Annotated in this window: 11 protein-coding genes; 4 read left to right on the top strand and 7 right to left on the bottom strand. The window is 56.6% G+C overall.

Going from position 1 to position 12,647, the window contains the following annotated elements; genetic code table 11:
• Positions 1–35 precede the first annotated feature (35 nt).
• Positions 36–578: a TRAP transporter small permease subunit gene (locus ACZ5K9_RS13310; RefSeq protein WP_464271815.1), complete on the top strand. Its 543-nt coding sequence runs from the start codon at positions 36–38 to the stop codon at positions 576–578.
• On the top strand, positions 578–1,894 hold the full coding sequence (locus ACZ5K9_RS13305) for a TRAP transporter large permease (protein WP_464271814.1): 1,317 nt from the start codon (positions 578–580) through the stop codon (positions 1,892–1,894). The genes ACZ5K9_RS13310 and ACZ5K9_RS13305 overlap by 1 nt, the downstream gene beginning before the upstream one ends.
• Before the next feature lie 378 nt (positions 1,895–2,272).
• Here the strand turns inward: ACZ5K9_RS13305 and ACZ5K9_RS13300 are convergent, their stop codons facing one another.
• The gene (locus ACZ5K9_RS13300; protein WP_464271813.1) at positions 2,273–3,373 is read right to left on the bottom strand and encodes a TRAP transporter substrate-binding protein; all 1,101 of its coding nucleotides are present in this window, start codon (positions 3,371–3,373) and stop codon (positions 2,273–2,275) included.
• Between the two features lie 260 nt (positions 3,374–3,633).
• Between ACZ5K9_RS13300 and ACZ5K9_RS13295 the strand changes: the two genes are divergently transcribed.
• Positions 3,634–4,638 (top strand): DMT family transporter, encoded by a 1,005-nt coding sequence (locus tag ACZ5K9_RS13295; protein ID WP_464271812.1) that lies wholly within the window; start codon positions 3,634–3,636, stop codon positions 4,636–4,638.
• 31 nt (positions 4,639–4,669) lie between these two features.
• Here the strand turns inward: ACZ5K9_RS13295 and ACZ5K9_RS13290 are convergent, their stop codons facing one another.
• The 4 genes from ACZ5K9_RS13290 to ACZ5K9_RS13275 form a co-directional block, all read right to left on the bottom strand.
• On the bottom strand, positions 4,670–5,383 hold the full coding sequence (locus ACZ5K9_RS13290) for a Crp/Fnr family transcriptional regulator (RefSeq protein ID WP_464271811.1): 714 nt from the start codon (positions 5,381–5,383) through the stop codon (positions 4,670–4,672).
• 155 nt (positions 5,384–5,538) lie between these two features.
• Complete coding sequence (locus ACZ5K9_RS13285) at positions 5,539–7,161, bottom strand: cache domain-containing protein (RefSeq protein ID WP_464271810.1); 1,623 nt, start codon at positions 7,159–7,161, stop codon at positions 5,539–5,541.
• Between the two features lie 105 nt (positions 7,162–7,266).
• Positions 7,267–7,608 carry a hypothetical protein gene (locus ACZ5K9_RS13280; RefSeq protein ID WP_464271809.1) on the bottom strand — a complete coding sequence of 114 codons (342 nt, stop codon included), beginning with the start codon at positions 7,606–7,608 and terminating at the stop codon, positions 7,267–7,269.
• Between the two features lie 287 nt (positions 7,609–7,895).
• Positions 7,896–8,768, bottom strand: coding sequence for an EamA family transporter (locus ACZ5K9_RS13275; protein ID WP_464271808.1), 873 nt, complete (start codon positions 8,766–8,768; stop codon positions 7,896–7,898).
• A gap of 209 nt (positions 8,769–8,977) precedes the next feature.
• On the opposite strand from ACZ5K9_RS13275, the gene ACZ5K9_RS13270 reads away from it, so the two are divergent.
• A complete protein-coding gene (locus ACZ5K9_RS13270; protein WP_464271807.1) occupies positions 8,978–10,288 on the top strand; it encodes an EAL and HDOD domain-containing protein in 1,311 nt (436 codons plus the stop codon).
• 17 nt (positions 10,289–10,305) lie between these two features.
• On the opposite strand, the gene ACZ5K9_RS13265 is transcribed toward ACZ5K9_RS13270, so the two are convergent.
• Together ACZ5K9_RS13265 and ACZ5K9_RS13260 are read right to left on the bottom strand one after the other, a co-directional pair.
• Positions 10,306–11,142 (bottom strand): GAF domain-containing protein, encoded by an 837-nt coding sequence (locus tag ACZ5K9_RS13265; RefSeq protein ID WP_464271806.1) that lies wholly within the window; start codon positions 11,140–11,142, stop codon positions 10,306–10,308.
• Positions 11,143–11,178: 36 nt separating this feature from the next.
• Positions 11,179–12,645, bottom strand: coding sequence for an NADH-quinone oxidoreductase subunit N (locus ACZ5K9_RS13260; RefSeq protein WP_464271805.1), 1,467 nt, complete (start codon positions 12,643–12,645; stop codon positions 11,179–11,181).
• Positions 12,646–12,647: the final 2 nt, after the last annotated feature.

Raw genomic sequence — 12,647 nt, 5'->3', positions numbered from 1 at the left:
CCCCTTGACTCGATCTGTGGAGGATGAAATTTCCCATGGAGAAGCTCGAGAAGTTCTGCCACCGTGTGGATGCCATCAACCGCGCCGTGGGGCGCGGCGTTTCCTGGGTGTCGCTACTGATGATCGTGGTGGTGACCCTGGATGTCATCATGCGATATGCGTTTAAAACGACCTTTGTCTTCGTTCAGGAATTGGAATGGCATCTCTTTGGTGTCCTGTTTCTACTGGGCGCAGGGTATACCCTACTCTACGATGCCCATGTGCGGGTGGACGTCTTTTACCAGCGCCTTTCGCCAAAGAGCCAAGCCTGGATCAATTTCCTCGGCTGCGTGTTTTTCCTTTTCCCCGGCTGCTACCTCATCGCCGCCACTTCCATGAAATTCGTGGCCGCCTCCTGGGCCGTCCAGGAGGGATCTCCGGATCCGGGCGGGCTTCCCGCGCGCTACATTATCAAAGCCATGATTCCCTTGGGCTTCACCCTCATCGCCATTCAAGGCATCCCTATGACCCTGAGGAGCCTCATCATCCTTTTGGGCAAATCCACAGAGTCGGGTCACGCCAAGAAAGGAGAGCACTGATGGAATCCTTGCCGGGCCTGATGTTCCTTGCGCTGACAATCCTCCTGATGTTTGGCTTTCCGGTGGCTTTCACACTCTTAGGAACGGCCCTCTTTTTCGGCCTCTACGGGTTCGGTTGGAACTTCTTCAATCTGCTGCCTCTGCGCGTTTGGGGTGTCACGACCAATTTTACGCTCCTTGCCGTGCCGCTTTTCATCTTTATGGGAGTGATGCTGGAACGGTCAGGCATTGCAGAAGAGCTCCTGGAAACCATGGCGCTCCTGTTCGGTCGGATTCGCGGGGGACTAGCCGTGTCCGTGGTTGTGGTCGGGGCGCTTCTTGGAGCCTCCACCGGGATCGTCGGTGCCACGGTGGTCACCATGGGACTTCTGAGTCTTCCCACCATGCTGCGACGAGGCTATCAGCCGGAACTGGCCACGGGAACCATCTCCGCTTCGGGAACCTTGGGGCAGATCATCCCCCCCAGCATCGTCCTGGTCCTCTTGGGCGACATCATCGGGGTCTCCGTCGGTGATCTTTTTGTCGGCGCTGTCATTCCCGGTCTCGTTTTGGTCGTGCTCTACATCATCTACATTTTCATTGTGGCGCATCTCAAGCCCCATTGGGCTCCACTCATCCCTCTCGAAGAATGGAAGAGTATTCTCGCCGCCGGGCTCTTCAGGCGCCTCGCCAAAGCTCTCATCCCGCCTATGGTGCTCATCGTCAGCGTTCTGGGATCCATCTTCGCGGGGATCGCTTCTCCGACCGAAGCCGCTGCCGTCGGCGCTACGGGCGCCATGGTATTGGCTGCGTTCAACAGGAAATTTACGTTGGATATCCTGCAACAGGTCATGCAAACCACCACGCGCCTCACATGCATGGTGTTTATCATCCTGGTCGGCGCCGGAGCCTTCGGACTGGTTTTTCGGGGCTTGGGCGGGGATCATTGGGTCCGAAACATTCTCACCCATATTCCCTACGGCAAATGGGGCGTTTTATTTATTTGCATGAGCATCGTTTTCGTCATTGGGTTTTTCTTAGACTTTATTGAAATCACATTCATTCACATTCCGGTATTAGCGCCCATTATGAAAGAGCTTGGATTCGATCCGCTATGGTTCTCTATTCTTTTCGCCGTCAACCTGCAGACGTCCTTTATGACGCCGCCGTTTGGATTCTCTCTATTTTACCTGAAAGGCGTAGCCCCTCCGGAAATCACCACCGGGCACATTTACCGGGGCATTGTCGCCTTCGTTATTCTACAGCTCCTCGGGCTGCTCATTGTGGCTTTTTTCCCGCCTTTGGCCACTTGGCTTCCCCATGCGCTTTTGCGCTGATGGCTGGAAGAGAGAAAGGGGGCACGCTTTTGAGCCGCTCTGGACGCCCTTTTGCGCGTGCCACGCAGAAGAACATCCGCGCATCGGAAGCGTGGCCCCCACCCTCTTCATGGCCGTGTTGAAAAGTCGAGAGTACTCGACCCGCCCCCCTCAGCGTCTGCTCCTCCCAAAAGTCACAGCCAGAGGAGTGGCCGATTCCCCACCGATTCAAAGAGCGAACGCCCCCAAGGGACAATGCCCCGCAGGAGCACGTCCCTCATAGAGTGCCGGCAGCCGATTAACAGGCGCTCATGGGGAGAAGTTCTCGACCGGCCGAGGGAGCACCAGGGTGCCTTAGATTTTCACCCCGCGGCTCCCTCGGACCTCTTGGCAGGGGGATTAAGCACCAATCTTCGCGGCGATCAAATCGTAGTACGCCTTTTCAGATACCGTGCCCCACGGCCCGAGTTTGGCTTTGAACGCTTTAAAGGCTTCGTGGACTTTTCGAGCCATGGGATCCTTATTGGCTTCTTCCTCGATGGTTTCCTCAGACATCTTTCGTAGCGCATCCAACACTTGGTCGGGGAAACGCACCAGCTGGACTTTATGGTCCTTGACCAACGTTTCCAAAGCCGCTCCGTTTTGCGCTTCAAACTCGCACAAACTCCACAAGTTTGTTTCCATAGCCACTGAATCGAGAATGGCCTGCAGGTCTTTCGGAAGCGATTCGTAAGCCTTCTTGTTGAAAATCACTTCCAAGGTGGTTCCCGGTTCATGCCATCCCGGATAGTAGTAATACTTGGCGGCTTGGTAAAAGCCCATGCGCAGGTCGTGGAGCGGCCCAACCCATTCCGTGGCGTCGATCACACCGCGCTCCAACGAGGTGTAAATTTCCCCGCCCGCCAAAAGCACAACCGTCCCGCCGGCCTTCGCGACCACTTTACCTCCAAGACCCGGGATGCGCATTTTGAGGCCTTTGAAATCCTCGATGGTCTCGATCTTTTTGTTGAACCATCCGCCCATCTGTACGCCGGTGTTCCCTTGAGGACGGGGAACGACGTTGAAAGGCGCGTAGACTTCCTCCCAAAGAGCCAGACCGCCTCCGGAGTAAAACCAGGCATTGATCCCTTGGGGATTGAACCCAAAAGGAACGGCGGAGAACCACTGGGCCGCCGGGCTCTTGCCGGCCCAGTAATAGGATGCGCCGCTGCCGCACTCCACGGTGCCTTGGGATACCGCGTCAAAAGTCCCCAGAGGAGGAACCAACTCCCCGCCCGCATACACCTGGATCTTGAGTCGTCCCTCACTGGCTTCCTCTACTCGCTTAGCGAATCGTTCCGCCCCTGTCTGGAGCACGGGCATCTGAGGAGGCCATGTGGTGACCATACGCCACTGGTAAGTTTGTCCCTTCGGCCAGACGTAGGGGGCGTGTACAGCCGTTGTCACCGCAGCCGCCGCCGTGCCGAGGCCGACCTTCTTCACGAACGATCTCCTGTCCATCCGATCCTCCTTTGTTCCCGTTTGATACAACCTGACTCCACCTTGGCCCCTCGTGTCGCGGCAGCTCTCGCAGTCATGGGTGATGCGTCGCGGGAGAGGAAGATAAGAGTAGGAAAGGGACCTCAACCGAATCATCTCGGGATTTCCCTTTACCATAGCCCACCTCTCATGCCAAATAGTCTCTTGTCTGAAGATCCAGACTCGGTACGCCAATCCTTTTTCGAACACTCCCCATACCGGACCTAGGGGGAAATGCACAAATGATTCGATTGGTTCTTTTGGGATTGGCCGCTTCGGCTTTTTTCAGTGCCACATTCATTTTGAACCGGGCCATGAGTTTATCCGGTGGTCACTGGATGTGGTCGGCGGTTCTGCGCTATGTGCATATGCTCTGGATTCTCATTCTTTGGTTGAGCATCCGCCACGGCTGGAAATACGTCGGTGCCGTAATGGGCATCTTTCGTGCCCACCTGGTCTTTTGGATAACGGCAGGGTCGGTGGGGTTCGGGATCTTCTACGGCGCTTTGTGCTTCGCCGCAGACCATGCTCCCGGCTGGATTGTCGCCGCCACTTGGCAAATGACCATCCTAGCCACCCCCGTTGTGCTCTGGGCTTTTCGTCGTCCTGTCCCCTATTTCGGTGTTTTGTTCACCGCGCTCATCTTTGTCGGGATACTCCTCGTTCATGCGGAACAGATAGAGGATGCCGCAAACTTTAAAGACGCCTTTCTGGGGGCCGTTTTTGTGCTCGTGGCGGCCTTTGCGTACCCCACGGGCAACCAAATGCTCAATGCGGCCCGCCACGGGGGCTATAAATGGATTCCCGCCGTGCCACACCCGCCTGTGCAGGACGCTCCCACCTGCGTGCTCTTGATGACCCTAGGATCGATCCCTTTTTGGATCCTTTTGTGGGCCGGGGTGCGCCCGGAGTCCCCGAATCCATCTCAATGGCTGCACACCGCCATCGTGGCTTTGTCTTCAGGCGTTGTGGCCACGTCGCTTTTCTACAAGGCCCGCAACGCGTCTCATGACCCGTTGGCCATTGCCGCTGTGGACGCCACCCAAGCCGGAGAAGTCGTTTTTTCGCTTTTCGGCGAAATTCTCTTCCTCCACGGCGCCTGGCCGGGACTATGCGGCTGGTGGGGATTGGGGCTCATCGTGGGCGGCCTCGTGGGCTATTGTCTCGGCCATCCTCAAGCGCGATCCCTATCCAAAGCCATGTCGCTCAGCCCATCGGCTCAATCCGGTGACGGGAAATCGTCATGACCGGTCGCCAATCCTGATCTCAAACCACATCTCAGCCGAGCTTTTCCCCTTGGACCAAAGCAATGAGGCCGTCCCGGTCCTTTATGCGAATGGTGCGACCCTGCATATCGATGAGTCCTGCAGCGATCATTTTTGAAAAAATGCGCGATAAGGTCTCCGGAATCGTGCCGAGCAGCGCCGCGAGCTGCGTCTTCGAAATATCCAAGTCGAAGGTATCCCCTGATCCGGTGCGTTCGCTGGCGTAAAGCAGATACGAGGCGAGCCTCCCGGGAACCTCTTTTAGAGAAAGGGTCTCCACCAGGGAGGTGAAATAGCGGAGTTTGCGGGAAAGTACCGCGAGCATGGTCAGTGCCAAGCCGGTTTCTTCGTGGACGAGACGGGTAAAGCCATCGCGGGGAATGAACAAGGCCTCCACTTCCGTCAGGGCCTCGGCATGGGCGGGATAGGCGCCGCCGGCAAACACGGGCACTTCCCCTAAAATGTTACCGGCGTCGAAGAGATGGAGGATCTGTTCCCGACCGTCAAAAGAGACTTTATAGACTTTCACCCGACCTTTACAAACGACAAAAAAACCCTCGGCCCGCTTGCCTTCGGCAAAAAGCGCTTCCCCCTTGCGATAAGAACGGAAACTGGCGATGCGCGCAATTTTTGCCAGTTGCTCCCGCGAAAGGTTTTCAAACAAGAGCCCGTGGCTTAAGCATTCCAGTCGGTGGTCCCAGGATCCCTCGTCCGCAGCAGCCCTCACGTCTCGCCTCCACTCCGGGTCCTTGTGTCCCCACTTGAAAGCCATCGGACCCACCGCATCGGGCGGGTCCGACAGATTGCCAATCTTTCTATCACATCATCCCCGGAGAAATTGATGGAAAAACGGTGCGGCGCCGGACTGTGACGATCCGGAAACTAGAAATCGCTCAAACCTCCTTCCCCTTTCGGCAAGGAGCTTTCCAGCCTGCCTCGAGCTATCGGGAACGCCTCCCTTTGTCCAGGCGACGCCGGCTCGCGGTGATCCGAAACGGCCCGACCGTTTCCTTTGTGAGGCTTTCTTTTCCCCCGGGGTTCGCCAAGATCGACGGATTCCCCGGCGGATGCCCCAACGATGTTTTGCAGTTCGTCCACAAAATGCTTCATGCGTTCGGCCAGATGCTGCAGCTCATTCGCCGCCGAAGCGGTTTCTTCGGCATGGGCGGCGTTTTGCTGGACCACTTGATCCAATTGAGAAACCGCCTTGTTGATCTGGTCGATCCCTTCAGCCTGCTCGCTGCTGGCCGCGGCGATTTCCGCCACAAGATCCCCGATACGACGACTGCCCCCTTCCACCTTGGTGAACGCCCCGTTGGCCCGAGTCACCATGTTCGAGCATTCTCGAACCTTTTTCACTGTGTCTTCAATGATTTCTGCTGTGCTCCGAGCCGCCTCCGCAGCCCTCATGGCCAGATTCCGCACTTCATCGGCCACCACCGCAAAGCCCGCCCCCGCCTCGCCGGCTCGAGCCGCTTCCACGGCGGCGTTCAGCGCCAGCAAATTCGTTTGAAACGCGATCTCGTCAATCGTTTTAATAATCTTCTGGGTTTGTTCGCTCGCCGCGGAGATGGCATGAATCGCCTTGGTGAGATCACCCATGGCCATGGTGGCTTCTTCGATATCCCGGGCCGAATCTTTCACAATGCTGTGGGCCTGGCCCGCGTTGTCGGCGTTTTGGCGGGTCATGGACGCCAGTTCTTCCAAGGCGGACGAGGTCTCCTCTATAGAAGCCGCCTGTTGGGATGCACCGTCAGCGAGGGACTGGCTCGCTTGGGCCACTTGATCGGACGCGGCACCCACCTGCTCCGAACCGGTGTGAAGGCCATGGACCACGGTGTAAATCGGCCGGGTTATTGACCGCACAATCCCCCACGTCACCAATAGGCCCAAAATCAACATGCCACCGGCAATCCCGCCAAAAACCATCCGGGTTCGGTGTGCTTGCGCCTTGACGTCATCCACATAAATGCCGCTGCCGACAATCCATCCCCAGGGTTGAAAGAGTTTGACATAGGACACCTTTGGCACCGGTTTTTCAAAACCCGGCTTGGGCCACAGATAATCCACGAATCCGGCGCCTTGTTCCCGGCAGACTTTGACGAACTCCACAAAGAGATGTTTGCCGTTGGGATCTTTATAATCGCTGAGGTCCTTCCCATCCAACTCCGGTTTTATGGGATGCATGACCATTGCCGGCTTGAGGTCATTGATCCAGAAGTAATCATTTTCTCGATACCGCAACGCGCGGATGTGGTCTAAAGCGAGTCGTTTGGCCACATCCTCGGTCACGGCGCCTTCCTGGACCATTTTGGTGTGCTTTTCCAACAGTGAGTACGCCACGTCCACCACATGCTTCGTGGCAGTTCTCTTTTCCTCCATGAGGCGCGATTCCTGAGAAAAAGAAATCCAGGCCAAAATCCCCGTGAAGGCCAACACACCGCCGATGCCGAAGACAAAAAGCCTGGTGGACAGTTTCCCCTTCTTGAGGCCGATTTCTCCCATCTTGTCCCTCCTCCGTCCAGTTCACAACGATACCTTTCCCTATAATGGGGTTCGGAAGAGGGAGGCAAAAACTTGACAGGAAAAATAGGCCTATCGGGCTGTCATTCAAGGACGGAGGTGCTCGGGAAGTTCCTCGAAATACACGTCTTCTCCAGTGAATTTCGGCCGGTAAGCCCTGACTGCGTCGCGAAATCCATCCCGAAGACCACGCCAGAAATTTCTGGGCACCGTGCCGTGAACGGCAAGGAGGTCCCTTTTCATTTCCGCATAGCGACCTGCCGTGATCGATGGATCTTTCGCCTTATATGTTTCCGCGTCACGAAAGCCAATGACATAACCTGCCCGATAGAGATTGTTCTCGGCAGCATAGGCGCTGGAACAAAAAAGGCCGCCTATCGCCGCACAGAGCCAAAAGCCCGCGATGATTTTCTTGATGGTGTCGTGCACTGCAATGCCTCCTTCTTAGGTTGCCCCTCAAGAGTTTTTTCCCGTTTCGGCCCGAACCCCACTCATGCTCTGAACGAGAACGACGGTGTCGTTCGTCCGAGAGGGGCCAGGGGCGACTCTATCCTGGGAGCCGGTCTTCCGGGCTTTGGGCTCGCCGTAGCATCCGCTCCCACACCTCTCTCGACTCCGCCTCTTCGCAGGAACATACCCTTTAAAGACGTCCCGACTGCGAGATGCCGGCCCAAAGACGGCGGTCCTCCTCGAGAGCACGATCCTCGAAAGCGCCCCTATGATGCTAACGCCACAATGGCGGCTCCCGTGACCATGAGCGCCGCTCCGATCCCACGCCACATCAAATGTTTTTCCTTGAACAGCCAGCCTCCATACAGCACACCGAAGACAGCGCTCAGCCTCTTCAAAGCAATCATATATGCCGCCTGAGTCATGGAGATGGCCCATACGTGCAGGATCACGTGGAAATAGTACAAAACCCCCACGACGAGTCCTTGGTGGCTTGGGAACGCCCCCAACAGCCGCCGCCCATCCACATGGCGGGTGATGAGGGCCCATGCCGCCAGCAAAAAATTCTGAAGAAAGAAAAAGAAAACTCCGAAAAACAATGGAGAGGAATGGAGGATGGCCTTCTTACCCAGTACGGCCGAAAGGCTGTAGATGAGGGCCACAGCGATCATCAGCACGGAACCTTTCTCTGTGACGATGGCACGCAGCGGCTCCAGAAGGCCTCCCCGTGCGGAAGGGGCATGGAGAAGATAGCCCCCGCAGATAATGACTGCAATCCCCAAGATGGCGGGCAGCGAGGCGGTTTCCTGCAAAACGGCGTAGCCCGTGATGAGCATGAAAGCCGGCGTCAAGGTCAAGAACGGCAGGGTCAGTGACAAAGGCGAAAGACGGATGGCTTCCATATAGAGCACGAAACTGATGCAGTTGACGGGCACCGAGAGGCCGAAACACCACCAAAAGGTGGTATCCAAGGACGGGATCGGCACAAATGGGAAAGTCACGGCAAAGAGCGGTAAACTGTAAGCCAGCGGGTAGAAGGCCATGCTGACGGCGTCGCGGTCTCCGAAAAATTTTTTGGTCCACGCATCAACGGAGGCGGAAGCCAGCGCTGTGAGGACGGAAAGCGCCACCCACATCATGTTCTCCCTTCGCTGGGCGCATGGGGCTTTGCTGAAAAAAACCTGGACGGTTATGGCAGAAGTGGGGATTTTTGGGAAGCGGTTCCGGCTTTCGCTCGGCCCATCCAGGAGGATGCCGGGTGGGTTTAGAGAAATGATCGAGCGTCTTTGGCGAGGTTGACCGTGACACCGTAGAGACCCTCCGGCCGAAAGCGCTTTGGAAAATACAGATGAAGAACGGGAAAACCCTCATCCCTCCACAAGAACCCGAATGTCGGCTCGCCATGAAGTCCACCGAGGCGATCTTGTCTGTGGGGTGCGCCACGGAAAGTTTCATTGCCCGACAACCCATCTTCGATCGACGTTTACAAGTCTACGGGTACGAGATCCTCTACCGGGCCGCCCGCCAGGATGACCATGCCGTCATTCAGGATGGAGATCGCGCCTCCTTCTGCGTTTTGCATAACCTCTTCTTTTCCATGGGGACGGAAATCTTCGCCGGAGGAAGAAAGGCCTTTGTCAATTTCACCCAGAATCTGCTCTTGGACGAGGCGCCCTATCTTCTGCCCAGGGAATGGGCGGTTATCGAAATTTTGGAAGACGTGGAGCCAACCCCAGCCATCCACAAGGCCTGCCAGCGTCTCAAGGAAAACGGCTATCTCCTCGCCTTAGATGACGTGGTCACGCTCCAAGACGCCTACCGCGAACTCCTGGCTCTGGTGGACATCGTCAAAGTGGACTTCCGGGCGGCGAGTCCGGACATTCAGGCTCAGGTCGCCCGGGATTTGGGATCCCGAGTGCCCCATTTGCTTGCCGAAAAAACCGAAACCCGCGAAGAGTTCCACAAGGCCCTGGAATCCGGCTATACGCTCTTCCAGGGTTATTTTTTCAGCCGTCCCGTCATCATCCAGCGAAAGGACGTCCCGGTATCCAAAATCAACGCTCTGAAGCTCGTCGGCGAATTGAATCGATCCAGAATGGATGTGGACGCCGTGCACGCCGTGATCAAACGGGACCCCGCTTTGGTTTACAAATTGCTCCGTTATATCAATTCGGCATTTTTCGGACTGCGCCACCGGGTGACATCCATTCGGCACGCCTTGGCCCTGCTTGGGGAACGCGAAATCCGCAAGTGGGCCACTCTGAGCGTGTATTCCCGCTTGACCGCCAAGCAACCTTACGAGCTGGTCAAACTCTCCTTGATTCGAGCCCAGTTTCTCGAACTCCTGGCGGACCTTGTGGGCATGGCAGCGGAAAAAGACCAGCTTTTCCTCATGGGAATTTTTTCCGTGATGGATACGCTCCTTGGCCGGCCCATGGAAGAGGCCCTGCAAGAGGTGCCCCTAGAAGATGAGATCCGGGAAGCCTTGCTTGGCGGAATCAACCGATACCGGGTCCTTTTCGAAATCGTGCTGGCCTACGAACAAGCCAAATGGGAAACCCTCCTCCAAATCGCCTCACAACTGCGCCTTGACGCCTCCAGTCTGACGTCCCGATACCTCCAGGCCGTGGAGTGGACGGAGCGCGTCATCCGGGTCTAGCACCCAGGCCCCGGCGTTTATTCCGGGCGGTATGCGCAGTACTCAATCCAGTTGTGGACTTCGGAAAGGAGGGAGCGGTACTTTTCCCGACCCTTGCTGTACATGATGGCGTTTTCGATGGCAATGCCGCACTGCTCCGCCACCGCCATGGCGTACTCGACCTCATACTTGTGGAAACGCCGCTTGTTCTCCGTAAAGATGCGCATACTCCCGATCACGCGGTCCCGGATCACGATGGGTACCGCCAGGATGGACCCAATCCCTTCCATGGCCGCTTCGGCTGGATACTGCACCCGTGGATCGTTTTGCACGTCGTAAATCTGCACCGGAGTTCCCGAGGTGGTTTCGGCAATGCTTCGGGCGGCATCCACCGGTCCCTTTTCCAGATATTTCTCACTCAAGCCATACGCCGCGGCCTGATCCAGCCGCGATTTTTCTTTGTCCAGCAGCAAAAGGGTGCAGCCCTTGGCCTGGAAAATCTTCGTAACTTCTTCCACGATCACTTGCAGCACCTTGCGATATTCCAGAGTGGATGTGACCGTTCGGCTGATATTCATAAAACCTTGAAGATAGGGGTTCTTGAAAAGTCGCAGCATGGCCACCGAATCTTCATCAATGTCTTCGGCGACGAAGGCCTGACGATGGAAACATTCTAAGGACAGGGCTGTAAAAGGACACGCTTCCAAATCGGAAACATCCTTGATGTTCAGCGGACAGCATCCGTCTTGCTGCACCTTCTTGGCCAGGCGATCCACCACGAGATCGGTCACCTGCGGCTCCGAAAGGCTTTCCAATAGACCCTGGAGCACCAGGGTGATCGCCCGTTGTACCTGTGGACTGGTTTTCTTTTCCATGACTTTTCCTTTCGTGCCGGCTATGGATCGGAACGCCTAAAAGAGGACGTGCACGGCCTGTCTTGCCAGATTCCAAAAGGCGTGAGGCCAAATCCCCACGAGAACCGTCAAAGCGCCCGCTCCGAGCAGCGCCCCTCGTTCCCCGGCGGACAGCGGTGCCACCACGCTTTCCGCACCTGTCGCCGCATTCTCCTCTCCAGGCTTGTACATCAGGATGACAACCCGCAAATAATAATATGCGGCGACCACCGAATTGATCACGGCAATGATCACCAGCCATGTATAACCGGATTGGATCGCCGCCGAAAAGACCACGAACTTCCCGACAAAACCCGCTGTGGGCGGGATTCCGGCCAAGGAAAAGAGAAATATTGCCATAAAGGCCGCCAGGAAAGGCGACCGGCGCCCGAGACCGAGGAAATCTGTAAGTCGTTCCCCGCTTTCCTGACGGTTTTGCACCGTCACCATGACGCCGAAGGCCCCGACGTTCATCACCGTATAGGCCAGAAGATAGAGTAACAGGGCGGTTAGTCCTTCCTGAGAGCCCGCGACGACGGCCACAAGCAAGTACCCCGCATGGGCGATGCTGGAGAAGGCCAGCATTCTCTTGACGCTGTCCTGAGCCAAGGCCATGAGGTTTCCCACGGTCATGGTGAGCGCCGCCAAGGCCCACAAAAAGACAGTCCAATGGGGATGCACCGTGGGAAGAGCCACCCAGAAGGTGCGGACCAAAGCCCCGAACACCGCGGCTTTCACCCCCACGGCCATATAGGCCGTTATGGGTGTCGGCGCCCCTTCGTACACGTCCGGAGTCCAGAGATGGAACGGCACCAGGGCCAGCTTAAAGGCAAATCCAGTGAGCACCAACGCGGAACCGAAAAGCAGGTACGCGTTGAAAACCGTCTGCCCCTGTCCAAGAAAGGCTGCCATGGCACTCATGGAGAGGGAACCCGTGGCGGCGTAGACGAAGGTGAGGCCGTAAAGGAAAAACCCGGAAGCAAAGCCGCCGAGCAGGACGTATTTCACGGCTGCTTCATTGGCCCGCTTTTCATGACGTGGCATGCCCACCAAGATGTAAATGGCGATGGAGAAAATCTCTAACCCCAAAAAAAGCATGATGAAATGAGAAGCCTGCACCATGAGGATCATCCCCGTGGTGGCGAAAAGCACCAAGGCGTAATACTCGCCGCACTCCAGCATGCTTCGCCGCAAATGATCGAAGGACTGGAAGAAGACGAGCAAAGCCCCCACCATGAGGACGCCGCTCAGAAAAACGCTGAACCGGTCCCAGATCACCATGCCGTGGAAGAATTCCCTTCCCGAGGGATCGAGCCCCAAGGAGGCCAGAGCGAACAAGGTCCCTGTGACGGCCACGGCACCGAGTTGGCCTTTTCGCCCCAAGGGAGAAAAGGCATCCAAGAGCAGCAGGATAACCGCTGTCCCGGATAGGATTAAAGCCGGAAGGATGCCTTGACATTCATAGAGAACGGTCAGAGCCGACATGC

The organism is Desulfosoma profundi (assembly GCF_055387865.1).
This window is presented reverse-complemented; position numbering and strand designations above follow the sequence as displayed.